This window comes from Brevundimonas vesicularis, assembly GCF_027105095.1.
In the GTDB taxonomy this organism is placed as follows: domain Bacteria; phylum Pseudomonadota; class Alphaproteobacteria; order Caulobacterales; family Caulobacteraceae; genus Brevundimonas; species Brevundimonas vesicularis_E.
In genome coordinates, this window is record NZ_CP114278.1 from 581,573 (window position 1) to 597,287 (window position 15,715).

The following is a 15,715-nucleotide window of genomic DNA, read 5'->3' on the forward strand; positions in this document are numbered from 1 at the left end:
CCGCCGCGCCAAATCTGCGAACCCTTCTCAATGTCCACGTCAGGGGTGTGGACACATGGACGGTGCGGCGCGGCGGGGCTATAGGCACGGTCGCCGCAGCAGGCTTTCGCCGCGCGCGCAGGGGCCCTGTGAGCCGCTGCGTCTGCCGCGCGAAGGCGCAACCGGATTGTCGGGCGGCGCTGACCAGAGGAACTCTCCATGCCGTCGATCGACAGCTTCAAGACCCGCCAGGACCTTTCCGTCGGGCGTAAGAAATACGCCTATTACAGCCTTCCCGCCGCCGAGGAAGCCGGTCTGACCGGGATTTCCCGCCTGCCGCGCTCGATGAAGGTGCTGCTGGAGAACCTGCTGCGCAACGAGGACGGCGTTTCCGTCACCGAAGACGACCTGAAGGCCGTCGCCGCCTGGATCGAGAACAAGGGCTCGGTCGAGCACGAGATCGCCTTCCGTCCGGCCCGCGTGCTGATGCAGGACTTCACCGGCGTCCCCGCCGTGGTCGATCTGGCCGCCATGCGCGACGCCATGAGCGCCTTGGGCGCCGACGCCGCCAAGATCAACCCGCTGGTGCCGGTCGATCTGGTCATCGACCACTCGGTCATGGTCGACAACTTCGGCACGTCCAAAGCCTTCGGCCAGAACGTCGAGCGCGAATATGAGCGCAACATCGAACGCTACAACTTCCTGCGCTGGGGTTCGTCGGCCTTCAACAACTTCCGCGTCGTGCCGCCCGGCACCGGCATCTGCCACCAGGTGAACCTGGAGAACCTGGCCCAGACCGTCTGGACCCTGGACGAAGGCAAGAAGACCGTCGCCTATCCCGACACCGTCGTCGGCACCGACAGCCACACCACCATGATCAACGGCTTGGCCGTCCTGGGCTGGGGCGTGGGCGGTATCGAGGCCGAGGCGGCCATGCTGGGCCAGCCGATCCCGATGCTGATCCCCGAGGTCATCGGCTTCAAGCTGACGGGCACGATGCCCGAAGGCACGACGGCGACCGACCTGGTGCTGACCGTCACCCAGATGCTGCGCAAGAAGGGCGTGGTCGGCAAGTTCGTCGAATTCTTCGGCGACGCCCTGCCGAACATGACCATCGAGGACCAGGCGACCATCGCCAACATGGCTCCGGAATACGGCGCCACCTGCGGCTTCTTCCCGGTCTCGGCCGCCACCATCGGCTATCTGACCGCCACGGGCCGCGACAAGGCGCGCGTCGCCCTGGTCGAAGCCTACGCCAAGGCCCAGGGCCTGTGGATCGACGAGAATTCGGAAGATCCGGTCTTCACCGATGTGCTGGAACTGGACATCTCGACCGTCGTGCCGTCGCTGGCGGGTCCGAAGCGTCCGCAGGACCGTGTCGAACTGACCACCGCCGCTCCGGCGTTCGAAACCGCCCTGACCGACGTCTTCGCCCGCCCGTCCGACGCCCCGCGCGCCGAGGTCGAGGGTGAGAAGTTCACCGTCGGCGACGGCGACGTGGTCATCGCGGCCATCACCTCCTGCACCAACACCTCCAACCCGTCGGTGCTGATCGCCGCCGGTCTGGTGGCGCGTAAGGCCAATGCGCTGGGCCTGAAGGCCAAGCCCTGGGTCAAGACCTCGCTGGCCCCCGGATCGCAGGTCGTTACCGACTATCTGACCGACGCCGGCTTGCAGAAGGACCTGGACGCCCTGGGCTTCAACCTGGTCGGCTACGGCTGCACCACCTGCATCGGCAACTCGGGTCCGCTGGACCCCGCCATCTCCAAGGCGATCAACGATAACGCCCTGGTCGCGACCTCGGTCCTGTCCGGCAACCGCAACTTCGAAGGTCGCGTGAACCCCGACGTCCAGGCCAACTACTTGGCCTCGCCGCCGCTGGTCGTGGCCTACGCCATCGCCGGTTCGATGCGGATCGACATCACCAAGGACCCGATCGGTCAGGACAAGAAGGGCAACGACGTCTTCCTGAAGGACGTCTGGCCGACCACGCAGGAAATCGCCGACATCCAGCGCAAGTCCGTCACCCCGGCCATGTTCGCCAAACGCTACAAGGACGTGTTCAAGGGCGACAAGCACTGGCAGGCCATCAAGGTCACCGGCGGTCAGACCTATGAGTGGGACGACAGCTCGACCTACGTCGCCAACCCGCCCTATTTCGACGGCCTGTCGATGGACCTGACCCCCGTCCAGGACGTGGTCGAGGCCCGCGTTCTGGCCATCTTCGGCGACTCGATCACCACCGACCACATCAGCCCGGCCGGTTCGATCAAGAAGACGTCGCCCGCCGGCGTCTATCTGACCAACCACGGCGTCGAGGCGGCCGAGTTCAACAGCTACGGCGCCCGTCGCGGCAACCACGAAGTCATGATGCGCGGCACCTTCGCCAACATCCGCATCAAGAACCGCATCACGCCCGAGATCGAAGGCGGCGTGACCAAGCACTTCCCGTCCGGCGACACCATGTCGATCTATGACGCCGCCATGCGTTACCAGTCGGAAGGCCGCCCCCTGGTCGTCTTCGCCGGCAAGGAATACGGCACCGGCTCGTCGCGCGACTGGGCGGCGAAGGGCACGCGTCTGCTGGGTGTTCGCGCCGTCATCGCCGAAAGCTTCGAGCGCATCCACCGTTCGAACCTGGTCGGGATGGGCGTCGTGCCGCTGCAGTTCAAGCAGGACGGCTGGCTGAAGCTGGGGCTGACGGGCGAAGAGATCGTCACGATCCGCGGCCTTTCGGACGCCAATATCGGCAAGCTGAAGCCGCGTCAGGACCTGTGGGTCGAGCTGTTCCGCCCGTCGGACGGAAAGATGGCCCGCTTCCCGGTCCGCTGCCGCATTGATAACCAGACCGAGCTGGACTATCTGCTGGCCGGCGGCGTCATGCCCTATGTGCTGCGCAACCTGGCGCGCGGCCCGGAAACCGAAGCACCGATCGCCGCCGAATAGGTCGCGGTTCGTCCAGACAAAAAAGAGGGCCGGCGGAGCGATCCGCCGGCCCTTTTCCGTTTGTCGAAAGGCGGTGGTCAGTCGGCGCTGACGACCACCAGCTTGCGGTTCACGAACTCCTTTATGCCGACATCGCCCAGCTCGCGGCCGAAGCCCGAACGTTTGACGCCGCCGAACGGCAGTTCGGGCATGGAGGTCGTGGTGGTGTTGATGAAGACCATGCCAGTCTCGATGCGCGAGGCCAGTTTGCGGGCGCGGCCCGTGTCGCCCGAGAAGATCGAGCCGCCCAGGCCGAAGTGGGAATCGTTGGCCAGGGCCACGACCGCGTCGTCGTCCTCGACCACGAAGACCTGGGCCACCGGGCCGAAGAACTCCTGATAGAAGGCCGGGTTATCGCGCGCGACGTCCGTCAGGACGGTCGGCTCGTAGAAAAAGCCGGTGCGATCGGCGGGCTTGCCGCCGGTCATCGCCTTGGCGCCGTGCCGGATCGCCTCCTCGACCTGTTTGGTCAGGGTCTTCAGCGCATCCTCCGACGACAGCGGGCCCAAGTCGGTGGCCTCGTCCAGCGGGTCGCCCATGACGGCGGTCTTCATGCCTTCGACGAAGCCGGTGATGAAGGCGTCGGAGACGGACTTTTGGACGATGAAGCGTTTGGAGCCGGTGCAGACCTGTCCGGCGTTGGACAGGCGGCCTTCGACGCCCGCCGCGACCGCCTTTTCGATGTCGGCGTCGTCCAGCACCACGAAGACATCGCTGCCGCCCAGTTCCAGCGTGGACTTCTTCAGCATTTCCGAGGCGCGGGCCGAGACCTTGGCGCCGGCGCCCTCCGATCCGGTCAGGGCCACGCCCTGGATGCGGTCGTCGCCGATCAGTTCCGCGACCTTGTCAGAAGAGATGTAGAGGTTGGCGACGAAGCCTTCGGGCGCGCCGGCCTCGCGCACCAGTTCGGCGAACCGGGCGGCGCAGCGCGGCACGATGCCCGCGTGCTTGTAGAGCACGGGATTGCCGACCGCGATGGCGGGAGCCACCACGCGGATCAGCTGATAGATCGGGAAGTTCCACGGCTCGACCGCCAGCAGCACGCCGATCGGGTGAAACTCGACCCAGGCCTCGCCCAGTTCGCTGTCGATCTTTTCGGGCTTGAGGAAGTCGGCGGCCTTCTCGGCATAGTAGGCGGCGATGCCGCCGCACAGATCGATCTCGCTCTGCCCCTGAGCCAGGGGCTTGCCCATCTCCTCGGCCATGGTGCGAGCAAGGTCGTCGCGGTTGTCGGTCAGCAGGCCTGACAGGGATTTCAGCACGGCGAGACGCGGCTGGATGTCGCCCTTGGACCAATCCGAATGGAACAGGCCGTCGGCCTTGGCCAAGGCGGCTTCGACAGCGTCGTCGGTGTGTTCCGGGTAGTCTTCGACCAGTTGTTCGGTGAAGGGATTGAGGGTGCGATAGGCCATGGACGTCCTGAAGCTTCGGTCGGACGCCCGGGGCGGCGCCGATCCGTTGTCAGGAAAGCAAACGCGACCTGTCGGGGCGGGTTGCCTGGCCGTCAGTCCGGATCGCTGAACGGCGGCGGGAGTTGGCCGGACTTGAAGAGGATGGTGGGCTCTTCGTCGTAATCACCCATTTCGGTGTCGGCCGAGACGGCGAAGGCGACGACGCCCAGACGCAAGGGCGCGAGCCGTTCGGCCTTGCGACGCGCCTCTGCGGCGTCCTTGCAGCCGACCTGGGGTTCTGCGCGCAGCGCCTTGCCCCGGCCCTGGACATAGGCCTGCACGATATAGACGGTTTCGGTTGCCATCTGCTTCCAAGCGACCTGTTCGGTGCTCAGGTCAATCGATCAACCGAGTGTCAGCCCAGTTTCATTCAAGCTTCACTCTAGCTTCAGGGCCTCAGCCAGCAGCCGGGCCTCGGCGGCGCGGCTGGAGCCGGCGCGCCACGCGACGACGATCTCGCGGTGGGGCGGGGCGCCGTCGGCCTGGTTTTCGAAGGCGCGAATGGCCACGGAGGGATTGTCGGCCAAGCCGGCCTGCACCGCCATCTTCGGCAGGAAGGAGACGCCGAGGCCCGAGCCCACCATCTGAACCAGGGTATGCAGGCTGGTGGCCGCAAAAACGTCGTCGCCGCGCGGGGCCTCGATGTCCAGCGCCGCCAGAGCGTGGTCGCGCAGACAATGGCCGTCCTCCAGCAGGATCAGATCCTCGGCTCGCAACGCGCCGGGACGGATGGGGCCGGGCGCGGCCAGGGCATGGTCGGCGGGGGCGGCGGCCATGATCTCGTCGTCGCCGATGCGGGCGTGGGCGATGCCCGGCGCATCATAGGGCAGGGCGATGACCGCCGCGTCGATCTGACCCGCCTTCAGCGCCGCGATCAGCCGGGGCGTCAGATCCTCGCGGATGAAGAGCTTCAGGCTGGGATAGGCGGCCTTCACCGACGGGAGCTTGGCGGGCAGCAGGAAGGGGGCCACGGTCGGGATGACGCCTAGGCGGAATCGGCCGGACAGCAGACGCCCGGCGTTCTTGGCCGCCTCGACCAGATCCTCGGTGCGGGCCAGGACGTCCTCGGCGCGGCGAACGGCCTCCGCTCCGACGGCGGTCATGATCACGGCGCCGCGCGCGCGTTCGACCACCGGCGCGCCGAGGATGCGCTCAAGCTCCTGCACCCCGGCGCTGAGGGCGGGCTGGCTGACGTGGGCGGCCTCGGCGGCGCGCGAGAAGCTGCCGTGTTCGGCCAGGAGCTTGAGATACTGGAGCTGACGCAGGGTGGGGAGCATGGAAGCGAAATAGGCCCGTCCTATGCTGACGCCAAGGATAATCGATTGGATTTATCCTTTTGGCCCGTGTCGTATGACCCCGTCATCTACAGGGCGATGGAAAAATCGCTCGCCGTCGTGCGTCAGCAGCAGGGAGAAACACCATGACCGACGAAGCCAAATGCCCCTTTTCCGGCCGAACGCCCCGATCGGTCGCTGGCGGCGGCGTTCAGAACCGCGATTGGTGGCCCAACCAGCTGCGTGTCGATCTGCTGAACCAGCACTCGACCAAGTCCGACCCGCTGGGGGAGTCGTTCGACTACCGCGAGGCCTTTTCCAAGCTGGACTATGAGGCGCTGAAGGCGGATCTGCGCGCCCTGATGACCGACTCCAAGGACTGGTGGCCGGCGGACTTCGGCCATTATGGCCCGCAGTTCATCCGCATGGCCTGGCACAGCGCCGGCACCTATCGCGTCGGCGATGGTCGCGGCGGCGGCGGGCGGGGCCAGCAGCGGTTTGCGCCGCTGAATTCCTGGCCCGACAACGTCAATATCGACAAGTCGCGCCGCCTGCTGTGGCCGATCAAGCAGAAGTATGGCCAGGCTATTTCCTGGGCCGACCTGATGATCCTGACCGGAAACGTCGCGCTGGAGACCATGGGCTTCCGCACCTTCGGCTTCTCGGGCGGCCGCGCCGATACTTGGGAGCCGGATCAGGACGTCTATTGGGGTCGCGAGACGACTTGGCTGGGCGGCGACGAGCGCTATGCCCACGGCTCGGACGGGGTCGTGAAGCCGGGCGACGAGGCCGTGCTGGTCAGCGATGACAATGCGGACGGCGACAGGCATTCGCGCGATCTGGAGAACCCGCTGGCGGCCGTGCAGATGGGCCTGATCTACGTCAATCCGGAGGGGCCGGACGGCAATCCCGATCCGATCGCGGCGGCGCGCGATATCCGCGACACCTTCGCCCGGATGGCGATGAACGACGAGGAGACGGTCGCCCTGATCGCGGGCGGCCATACCTTCGGCAAGACGCACGGCGCGGGCCCGGCCGACCACGTCGGCTCAGAGCCTGAAGGCGACGGCCTGGAGGCGCAGGGCCTGGGCTGGACCTCGAGCTTTGGTACGGGGCACGGCGCCGACGCCATCACCAGTGGCCTGGAAGTCACCTGGACCCAGACGCCGGCGCAGTGGAGCAACTTCTTCTTCGAGAACCTGTTCGGCTTCGAATGGGAGCTGGAGAAGTCCCCGGCCGGCGCGCACCAGTGGGTGGCCAAGGACGCGGGCGAGATCATCCCCGACGCCCACGATCCGGCCAAGAAGAAGCGGCCGACGATGCTGACGACCGACCTGTCGATGCGGTTCGACCCGGCCTATGAGGCGATCTCCCGCCGCTTCCTGAACGATCCGCAGGCCTTTGCGGACGCCTTTGCGCGGGCCTGGTTCAAGCTGACGCACCGCGATCTGGGACCGCGTTCGCGCTACGTTGGGCCGGAAGTCCCGAGCGAAGTCCTGCTGTGGCAGGATCCGGTGCCGGAGGTCGATCATCCGCTGATCGACGCGACGGACGCGGCGGCTCTGAAGGCCAAGGTGCTGGACTCGGGCCTGAGCACCGCCGAACTGGTGGGCACGGCCTGGGCCTCGGCCTCGACCTTCCGCGGCGGGGACAAGCGGGGCGGGGCGAACGGCGCCCGCATCCGCCTGGCGCCGCAGAAGGACTGGGCCGTCAACCAGCCCGCACAGCTGGACCGGGTGCTGAAGACGCTGGAGCGCATCCAGACCGAGTTCAACCAGGCGCAGACGGGCGGCAAGAAGGTCTCTTTGGCCGACCTGATCGTGCTGGCCGGCAATGCAGGCGTCGAGCATGCGGCCAAGGCTGCGGGCCACGACGCCAGCGTGCCGTTCACGCCCGGCCGAACGGACGCCAGCCAGGCAGACACGGATGTCGAATCCTTCGGCTATCTGGAGCCGGTCGCCGACGGCTTCCGCAACTTCCAGAAGGCCCGCTATGCCGTGCCCGCCGAGTCGCTGTTGATCGATCAGGCGCAGCGGCTGACGCTGACGGCGCCGGAGATGACTGTGCTGATCGGCGGCCTGCGGGCGATCAACATCAATACGCGCGGCGCGACGCATGGCGTGCTGACTGAGCGTCCGGGCGTGCTGTCCAACGATGTCTTCGTCAACCTGCTGGACATGGACGTGAAGTGGGCGGCGACCTCGGACGCCAAGGACGTCTTCGAAGGCCGCGACCGCAAGACGGGCGAAGCCAAATGGACCGGCACGCGTGTCGATCTGGTGTTCGGCTCCAACGCGGTGCTGCGCGCGCTGGCCGAGGTCTATGCCGGGGCCGACGCCCAAGGTAAGTTCGTCTCGGACTTCGTTGCGGCGTGGGCCAAGGTGATGGAGCTGGACCGGTTCGACCTGCACGGTTGAGCGATATCCAATCGTCATTCCGGGGCTGAGCGAAGCGAGGAACCCGGAATCCAGGTGGACGGCCTGTATGGCTGGTGCTGATCCCCTGGGTTCCGGGTTCGTCCTGCGGACGCCCGGAATGACGGGCCATTGGGAGACTATTTCAGCCGAATCTCGAACAGCTGCGGCCAGCGTTTGCCGGTGACGAACAGGCGTTTCCCCGCCGCGTCCCAGGCGATGCCGTTCAGGACGTCGTCGTTGGGGTCGAGGTTCGCGCCCTTGGGGACCAGGGCGGTCAGGTCGATGAAGGCCTTGACGACGCCGGTCTCGGGATCGATGCGCGCGATGCGGTTGTCCTGCCAGATATTGGCGAAGACCTCGCCGTCGATCCATTCCAGCTCGTTGATCTGATCCAGCGGATTTCCGTCGGCGGTGACGGAGACGCGGCCGGTCTCGGCGAGGGTTTCCGGGTCGAGGAAGCGCAGCTGGTCGGTGCCGTCGCTCATGATCAATCGGCGGCCGTCGGTGGTCAGGGCCCAGCCCTCGCCCGGATAGGAGAAGCCGCCCAGGGGCGAGAAGTCGTCCAGCTTCCAGATAAAGCCGATGTGGTTGCGCCAGGTCAGGCTGTAGAGCTTGCCGTTCAGCGTGGTCATGCCCTCGCCGAAATAGATGGTCGGCAGGTCGCGCTGACGCTCCACGCGCCCGGTTTCCAGATCCACCTTGCGGATGAAGGACGGATACAGGCCCGTGCTCTCGTAAAGGTCGCCGTCGTGGAAGAAGAGGCCCTCGGTGAAGGCCCCTGTGTCGTGCGGATAGGCCCGCACGACCTCGTAGGACTGGACCGGGACTTCGGCCCTGACCGGCAGGGCGACGCCTGTCGTCAGCAGCAGACCGGCGATGAGGCCGGCGAGCCGGGACGGCAGGCGCATCATGAGCCTCAGCCTCGCTCGGCGGCGGCTTCGGCCTCGGCCTTCTGGGCGCGGGCCTCGGCGGCGTTCGCCTCGTTGCGGGCCAGTTCGGCCTTTTCCTTCTTGGATGCGGATTTGCGACCCAGCATGTTCAACGCCTCAACACCGGCCGAGAAGGCCATGGCCGCATAGATGTAGCCCTTGGGCACATGATAGCCGAAGCCGTCGGCGATCAACACCATGCCGATCATCAGCAGGAAGCCGAGCGCCAGCATGACGACGCTGGGGTTCTTGTTGATGAAGTTGGCCAAGGGGTCGGCGGCCAGCAGCATGACGGTTACGGCGACCAGGACGGCGACGACCATAATGGGCAGATGTTCGGTCATGCCGACAGCGGTCAGGATCGAGTCGATCGAGAAGACGATGTCCAAGAGGATGATCTGGAAGATCGCGGCGCCCGCGTTCATGATCATCACGTCCTTCTTGTCCATGACGTCATGGCTGGGCGTGGGATCGACCGTGTGGTGGATTTCCTTGGTCGCTTTCCAGACCAGGAACAGACCGCCTGCGATCAGGATCAGATCCTTCCACGAGAATTCATTGCCCATCACGGTGAAGACCGGCTGCACCAGGCCGACCAGCCAGGCGATGATCGACAGCAGGGCCAGCCGCATGACCAGGGCCAAGCCGATGCCGATGCGACGCACCTTCTGGCGCTGATGCTCGGGCAGCTTATTCGACAGAATTGAGATGAAGATCAGGTTGTCGATGCCGAGCACGACCTCCATCACGATGAGGGTCACCAATGCGGCCCAGGCGGCCGGATCGGAGAGCAAGGGGGTTATGCTGTCGAGCATGGGGTTTCCTGGTGGAGGATAAAGCTTGAGCGGAAAGCGCTAGGGCCGATGCAGGTTCCGATCAAGCGATGGGGTGCGGCGTCATGGTCGCACCCCCTGTCTGTCGGGAAGGCTACTGGACACGCGACGGCGCCTTCGCGCAATCGCAGCGAAGTTGGTGGAGGGCTGGGCGGAGCGCCGGGCCTTCGCCCGGAGTGTGAGTTTTTAAGTACCGTTTCGACGAAGGGTATGACGCTCCGCGCGTGTGGTTGGCCTGCAAGCTCGGGGCGCCGAGCGGTGGCGGTCTTATCGCCTAACCCCATAAGCCTGCGACGGGTCGGCGGTCCCTGCGAGGACCGTCCCGAGTGCGATCGAGTATCCCCCTCGACCCTCCGACACCGCTCCATGAGTCGCTGTCGGCGCGAGCCGTTTCAGACCCGCTCCCGTTCAATCCGCTCTCGCCGCCGCAAGGTCGCAGGCCTTACGAGCCCTCCATGCGACGAGACGGGTGCATTATGGGGCCGTTTGACCCCTTGGATGGGAGACGGGGGACATAAATCAGCAAGCGATTGGATTCGCTGACAACGGACCAGCGGCATTGCGATGGCTAAGTATCGTCTCCTCCCCATCCGTGGGGAGGTGGCTCGAAGCGCAGCGAAGAGACGGAGGGGCTCTCCTTCGCATCCCCGGCGCCCGTGGGACTTGAAGAACCCCTCCACCGCTTCGCGGTCCCCCTCCCCACGCGTGGGGAGGAGACGAGATACCTCGTCTGTCCCCTGCGGCATCGGCGCGCCTTCACGCAATGTTGCGAGCGGCGAAACCCCGTGCTATCAGGCGCCCGGCTTGAAGGGGGCGTATTCACGGATACGGCCTCCGTCGTGCTTTCCGTAAGCATTTCAAGCTTTTGACCGTTGCGAGCCTCGCAGTCGGTTGCGACCCTGACACAACGACCTCGGACCCTAATCAGTGGCTGATGATTTCAGAACGACGGAAGTCGGCGATCGCTACGCACAGGCGCTGTTCGACCTGGCGCTGGAAACCGGCCGCCTGGACGCCGTCCGCGCCGACCTGAAGTCGCTGAAGGCGGCCTGGAGCGAAAGCGCCGACCTGCGTCGCCTGGCGACCTCGCCCGTCATCGCTGCGCCCGACCAGGCCAAGGGTCTGGTGGCCATCGCCGCCACGGCCAAGTTCGAGCAGACCACGACCAACTTCCTGGGTCTGCTGGCTCAGAACCATCGCGCCAAGGATCTGCCCGCCGTGATCGCCGGGTTCGAGGCGCGCTACGCGAAACACGCCGGCGTCGTCGCCGCCGAGGTCGTCTCGGCCCAGCCGCTGGACGCCAAACAGGTCGCCGCCATCACCGCCGCCCTGTCCAAGAGCCTGGGCAAGGCGCCGGAACTGACCGCGCGCGTCGATCCGTCGATCCTGGGCGGCCTGAAGGTCAAGGTCGGCTCGAAACTGTTCGACGCCTCGCTGAAGACCAAGCTCGACCAGATGAAGTTCGCCCTCAAGCGCGCCTAAAAGCGCTCCCGCCACCCAGAATGCGCGCCTGAACGGCGCACCCGCAGAAGACTGAAGAACAGAGAGCCCGTCATGGACATCCGCGCCGCTGAAATCTCGGCCATCCTTAAGTCGCAGATCGCCAACTTCGGCGTCGAAGCCGATGTCTCCGACGTCGGCAGCGTGCTGTCGGTCGGCGACGGCATCGCCCGCATCCACGGTCTGGACAATGTCCAGGCCGGTGAAATGGTCGAATTCACCAAGGCCGGCGTGAAGGGCATGGCCCTGAACCTCGAGCGCGACAACGTGGGTGCCGTGATCTTCGGCGCCGACGCCGCCATCGCCGAGGGCGACGACGTGCGCCGCCTGGGCGAGATCGTGGACGTGCCGGTCGGCAAGGGTCTGCTGGGCCGCGTCGTCAACCCGCTGGGCGAGCCGATCGACGGCAAGGGTCCGATCCAGTTCACCGAGCGCCGCCGCGTGGACGTCAAGGCGCCCGGCATCATCCCGCGTAAGTCGGTTCACGAGCCGATGCAGACCGGCCTGAAGGCCATCGACACCCTGATCCCCGTCGGCCGCGGTCAGCGCGAGCTGATCATCGGCGACCGTCAGGTCGGCAAGACCGCCGTCGCCGTCGACACCATCCTGAACCAGAAGAACGTCAACAAGACCGACGACGAGAGCGCCAAGCTCTACTGCATCTACGTCGCCATCGGTCAGAAGCGTTCGACCGTCGCCCAGATCGTCAAGACCCTCGAAGAGTCGGGCGCGCTGGAGTACACAATCGTCGTCGCCGCCACGGCGTCGGAACCGGCCCCGCTGCAGTTCCTGGCCCCGTTCGCCGGCACCGCCATGGGCGAGTTCTTCCGCGACAACGGCATGCACGCCCTGATCGTCTACGACGACCTGTCCAAGCAGGCCGTCGCCTATCGCCAGATGTCGCTGCTGCTGCGCCGTCCGCCCGGCCGTGAAGCCTATCCGGGCGACGTCTTCTACCTGCACAGCCGCCTGCTGGAGCGTTCGGCCAAGCTGAACGAGGATTACGGTTCGGGCTCGATGACCGCCCTGCCGATCATCGAAACCCAGGCCAACGACGTCTCGGCCTACATCCCCACCAACGTGATCTCGATCACCGACGGTCAGATCTTCCTGGAATCGGACCTGTTCTATCAGGGCATCCGCCCGGCCGTGAACGTCGGCATCTCGGTGTCGCGCGTCGGCTCGTCGGCCCAGACCAAGGCGATGAAGAAGGTCGCCGGTTCGATCAAGGGCGAGCTGGCCCAGTATCGCGAGATGGCCGCCTTCGCCAAGTTCGGCTCGGACCTGGACGCCTCGACCCAAAAGCTGCTGGCGCGCGGCGCCCGTCTGACGGAACTGCTGAAGCAACCGCAGTATTCGCCGCTGGCGATGGAAGAGCAGGTCGTCTCGGTCTACGCTGGCACGCGCGGCTATATCGACGGCATCGCCGTCGCCGACGTGGGCCGCTTCGAGAAGGAGCTGCTGGCGCGCATCCATGCGAACCACGCGTCGCTGCTGGAAGGCATCCGCACCAAGAAGGACCTGACCTCGGACCTCGAAGCCGAGCTGAAGGACATCCTGGCCGCCTTCGTCAAGACCTTCGCCTGAACCCGTCTGGTAAGCTGAGAGAGTAAGCGCCGGATGGCCAGCCTCAAGGAAATGCGCAATCGGATCGGAAGCGTGAAAGCCACGCAGAAGATCACGAAAGCCATGCAGATGGTCGCCGCGGCCAAGCTGAAGCGCGCCCAGGACCAGGCCGAAAGCGCCCGGCCCTATGCGCAGAAGATGGCCTCGGTCATCGCCAACCTGGCCGCCGGCGTGTCCGGCGCCGACGCGCCGCGCCTGTTGACCGGCACGGGCGGCGACCAGCGTCACCTGATCGTGGTTGCGACGGCGGACAAGGGTCTGGCGGGCGGCTTCTCGACCAACGTCATCCGTGCCGCGCGCGAACGGATCAACAGCCTGATCGCCAACGGCAAGGACGTGAAGATCATCGCCGTCGGCAAGAAGTCGCGGGACCAGCTGTCGCGTCTGTACGGCGACAAGGTGATCCACACCTTCGAACTGTCGGAACACAAGACCATCGGCCTGCCTTCGGCGCAGCCGGTCGCCGAAATGATCGCCACGGCCTTCGAGGACGGTCAGGCCGATGTGGTCACCCTGTTCTACAGCCAGTTCAAGTCGGTGATCCAACAGGTCCCGACCGGCAAGCAGTTGATCCCGGCCGTGGTCGAGGGCGATGCGCAGCCGATCGACCTGAACGGCGCGGTCTATGAGTACGAGCCGTCGGAAGAGGAAATCCTCGAAACCCTGCTTCCGCGCAATCTGACGACCCAGATCCTGGCCGCTCTGTACGAGAACCAGGCGGGCTTCTTCGGGTCGCAGATGGCGGCGATGGACAACGCCACGCGCAATGCGGGCGACCTCATCAACGCCCTGACGCTGCAATACAACCGCAAGCGCCAAGCCCAGATCACCACCGAGCTGATCGAGATCATCGCCGGCGCCGAAGCCCTCTGATCCCGACCGAACAGACATTCCGATACGGACCCCAACCATGACCGACACCGTCGCCCCCAAGAAACCCGCCTCCAAGAAGCCCGCCGTCAAGAAGGCGCCTGTCGCCGCGACCGCGCCCGGCGCGGCCGTCGCCACGGGCAAGATCGCCCAGGTCATCGGCGCCGTCGTCGACGTTGAGTTCGACGGCCATCTGCCGGCGATCCTGAACGCCCTGCACACCCAGAACATCGACCAGAAGACGGGCGAGCCCTTCACCCTGGTTCTGGAAGTCGCCCAGCACCTGGGTGAGAACATGGTCCGCACCATCTCGATGGACACGACCGAGGGCCTGACGCGCGGCCAGCCCGTGACCGACACCGGCTCCTCCATCCAGACCCCGGTCGGACCGGGCGTGCTGGGACGCATCATGAACGTTGTCGGCCAGCCGATCGACGAAGCCGGTCCGATCCAGACCACGCAATACCGCCCGATCCACCGCGAGGCGCCCTCGTTCGAGGAACAGACCACCGCGTCGGAAATCCTGGTCACGGGCATCAAGGTGATCGACCTGATCTGCCCCTACACCAAGGGCGGCAAGATCGGCCTGTTCGGCGGCGCCGGCGTGGGCAAGACCGTGACCATGCAGGAACTGATCAACAACATCGCCAAGGCGTACGGCGGTTATTCGGTTCTGGCCGGCGTGGGCGAGCGCACCCGCGAAGGCAACGACCTGTATCACGAGATGATCGAGTCCAACGTGAACGTGGACCCGACCAAGAACGACGGCTCGACCGAAGGCTCCAAGTGCGCCCTCGTCTATGGCCAGATGAACGAACCGCCCGGCGCCCGCGCCCGCGTCGCCCTGACCGGCCTGGCCCAGGCCGAATATTTCCGCGACGAGGAAGGCAAGGACGTTCTGCTGTTCGTCGACAACATCTTCCGCTTCACCCAGGCCGGTTCGGAAGTGTCGGCGCTGTTGGGCCGCATCCCGTCCGCCGTGGGCTACCAGCCGACGCTGGCCACCGAGATGGGCAACCTGCAGGAACGCATCACCTCGACCAAGAAGGGCTCGATCACCTCGGTCCAGGCCATCTACGTCCCCGCCGACGACCCCACCGACCCGGCGCCGGCCGCCTCGTTCGCCCACCTGGACGCGACGACCATGCTGTCGCGTGACATCGCCGCCCAAGCCATCTTCCCCGCCGTCGACCCGCTGGACTCGACCTCGCGGATCATGGACCCGCTGGTTATCGGCGAGGAACACTACCAGGTCGCCCGTTCGGTCCAGGAAGTGCTGCAGCAGTACAAGGGTCTGAAGGACATTATCGCCATCCTGGGCATGGACGAGCTGTCGGAAGAGGACAAGCTGGTCGTGTCGCGCGCCCGCAAGATCCAGCGCTTCCTGTCACAGCCCTTCTTCGTGGCCGAACAGTTCACCAACTCGCCGGGCAAGTTCGTCGAGCTGGCCGACACGATCCGCTCGTTCAAGGGCATCGTCGCCGGTGAATACGACCACCTGCCGGAAGCCGCCTTCTACATGGTCGGCGCCATCGAAGAGGCCGTCGCCAAGGCCGAGAAGATGGCGTCGGAAGCCTGATTATGGCCGGCAAGTTGAACTTCTCCCTCGTCTCGCCGGAACGCGAGGTCTTTTCGGGCCTCGTGGACCAGGTCGATGCACCGGGCGTCGAGGGCGACTTCGGCGTTCTGCCGGATCATGCGCCCTTCATGACCGCCCTGCGCGAGGGTCTGGTGACCGTCTATAACAACGGCTCAAAGACCCAGTACGACGTCCACGGCGGCTTCGCCGACGTCAACGGCGAAGGCCTGACCATCCTGGCCGAACAGGCCACCGAGGTCGTCGCGGCCTGA

Annotated in this window: 12 protein-coding genes; 7 read left to right on the forward strand and 5 right to left on the reverse strand. The window is 65.9% G+C overall.

Going from position 1 to position 15,715, the window contains the following annotated elements:
• Positions 1 to 198 precede the first annotated feature (198 nt).
• Positions 199 to 2,925 (forward strand): aconitate hydratase AcnA, encoded by a 2,727-nt coding sequence (gene acnA, locus O2K97_RS02815; protein WP_269220365.1) that lies wholly within the window; start codon positions 199 to 201, stop codon positions 2,923 to 2,925.
• A gap of 77 nt (positions 2,926 to 3,002) precedes the next feature.
• On the opposite strand, the gene O2K97_RS02820 is transcribed toward acnA, so the two are convergent.
• From O2K97_RS02820 to O2K97_RS02830, 3 genes are all read right to left on the reverse strand, one after another.
• Positions 3,003 to 4,376, reverse strand: a complete 1,374-nt coding sequence (locus tag O2K97_RS02820) for an NAD-dependent succinate-semialdehyde dehydrogenase (RefSeq protein ID WP_269220366.1) — start codon at positions 4,374 to 4,376, stop codon at positions 3,003 to 3,005.
• Positions 4,377 to 4,468: 92 nt separating this feature from the next.
• Positions 4,469 to 4,720: a hypothetical protein gene (locus tag O2K97_RS02825; RefSeq protein ID WP_269220367.1), complete on the reverse strand. Its 252-nt coding sequence runs from the start codon at positions 4,718 to 4,720 to the stop codon at positions 4,469 to 4,471.
• Positions 4,721 to 4,792: 72 nt separating this feature from the next.
• Positions 4,793 to 5,692, reverse strand: a complete 900-nt coding sequence (locus O2K97_RS02830; RefSeq protein ID WP_205682319.1) for a hydrogen peroxide-inducible genes activator — start codon at positions 5,690 to 5,692, stop codon at positions 4,793 to 4,795.
• A gap of 143 nt (positions 5,693 to 5,835) precedes the next feature.
• Between O2K97_RS02830 and katG the strand changes: the two genes are divergently transcribed.
• Positions 5,836 to 8,106 carry a catalase/peroxidase HPI gene (gene katG, locus O2K97_RS02835; RefSeq protein ID WP_269220368.1) on the forward strand — a complete coding sequence of 757 codons (2,271 nt, stop codon included), beginning with the start codon at positions 5,836 to 5,838 and terminating at the stop codon, positions 8,104 to 8,106.
• A 137-nt stretch (positions 8,107 to 8,243) separates the two neighbouring features.
• Here katG and O2K97_RS02840 read toward each other — a convergent pair whose 3' ends face one another.
• A complete protein-coding gene (locus O2K97_RS02840) occupies positions 8,244 to 9,017 on the reverse strand; it encodes a glutaminyl-peptide cyclotransferase (protein WP_269220369.1) in 774 nt (257 codons plus the stop codon).
• Between the two features lie 5 nt (positions 9,018 to 9,022).
• The gene (locus O2K97_RS02845; protein ID WP_269220370.1) at positions 9,023 to 9,850 is read right to left on the reverse strand and encodes a TerC family protein; all 828 of its coding nucleotides are present in this window, start codon (positions 9,848 to 9,850) and stop codon (positions 9,023 to 9,025) included.
• A 945-nt stretch (positions 9,851 to 10,795) separates the two neighbouring features.
• Here O2K97_RS02845 and O2K97_RS02850 point away from each other — a divergent pair.
• The 5 genes from O2K97_RS02850 (at position 10,796) to O2K97_RS02870 (ending at position 15,715) form a co-directional block, all read left to right on the forward strand.
• Complete coding sequence (locus O2K97_RS02850) at positions 10,796 to 11,350, forward strand: F0F1 ATP synthase subunit delta (protein WP_205682338.1); 555 nt, start codon at positions 10,796 to 10,798, stop codon at positions 11,348 to 11,350.
• A 72-nt stretch (positions 11,351 to 11,422) separates the two neighbouring features.
• On the forward strand, positions 11,423 to 12,955 hold the full coding sequence (atpA, locus tag O2K97_RS02855; RefSeq protein WP_269220371.1) for a F0F1 ATP synthase subunit alpha: 1,533 nt from the start codon (positions 11,423 to 11,425) through the stop codon (positions 12,953 to 12,955).
• A 33-nt stretch (positions 12,956 to 12,988) separates the two neighbouring features.
• Positions 12,989 to 13,867, forward strand: coding sequence for a F0F1 ATP synthase subunit gamma (locus O2K97_RS02860; RefSeq protein ID WP_269220372.1), 879 nt, complete (start codon positions 12,989 to 12,991; stop codon positions 13,865 to 13,867).
• Positions 13,868 to 13,904: 37 nt separating this feature from the next.
• Complete coding sequence (gene atpD / locus O2K97_RS02865; protein WP_419466079.1) at positions 13,905 to 15,443, forward strand: F0F1 ATP synthase subunit beta; 1,539 nt, start codon at positions 13,905 to 13,907, stop codon at positions 15,441 to 15,443.
• 2 nt (positions 15,444 to 15,445) lie between these two features.
• The gene (locus tag O2K97_RS02870; RefSeq protein WP_039243854.1) at positions 15,446 to 15,715 is read left to right on the forward strand and encodes an ATP synthase F1 subunit epsilon; all 270 of its coding nucleotides are present in this window, start codon (positions 15,446 to 15,448) and stop codon (positions 15,713 to 15,715) included.

Excerpts from the sequence above, each read along its gene's own strand:
- acnA (WP_269220365.1), top strand. The coding sequence starts at position 199 with ATGCCGTCGATCGACAGCTTCAAGACCCGCCAGGACCTTTCCGTCGGG.
- O2K97_RS02820 (WP_269220366.1), bottom strand. The coding sequence starts at position 4,376 with ATGGCCTATCGCACCCTCAATCCCTTCACCGAACAACTGGTCGAAGAC.
- O2K97_RS02825 (WP_269220367.1), bottom strand. The coding sequence starts at position 4,720 with ATGGCAACCGAAACCGTCTATATCGTGCAGGCCTATGTCCAGGGCCGG.
- O2K97_RS02830 (WP_205682319.1), bottom strand. The coding sequence starts at position 5,692 with ATGCTCCCCACCCTGCGTCAGCTCCAGTATCTCAAGCTCCTGGCCGAA.
- katG (WP_269220368.1), top strand. The coding sequence starts at position 5,836 with ATGACCGACGAAGCCAAATGCCCCTTTTCCGGCCGAACGCCCCGATCG.
- O2K97_RS02840 (WP_269220369.1), bottom strand. The coding sequence starts at position 9,017 with ATGATGCGCCTGCCGTCCCGGCTCGCCGGCCTCATCGCCGGTCTGCTG.
- O2K97_RS02845 (WP_269220370.1), bottom strand. The coding sequence starts at position 9,850 with ATGCTCGACAGCATAACCCCCTTGCTCTCCGATCCGGCCGCCTGGGCC.
- atpA (WP_269220371.1), top strand. The coding sequence starts at position 11,423 with ATGGACATCCGCGCCGCTGAAATCTCGGCCATCCTTAAGTCGCAGATC.
- O2K97_RS02860 (WP_269220372.1), top strand. The coding sequence starts at position 12,989 with ATGGCCAGCCTCAAGGAAATGCGCAATCGGATCGGAAGCGTGAAAGCC.
- atpD (WP_419466079.1), top strand. The coding sequence starts at position 13,905 with ATGACCGACACCGTCGCCCCCAAGAAACCCGCCTCCAAGAAGCCCGCC.
- O2K97_RS02870 (WP_039243854.1), top strand. The coding sequence starts at position 15,446 with ATGGCCGGCAAGTTGAACTTCTCCCTCGTCTCGCCGGAACGCGAGGTC.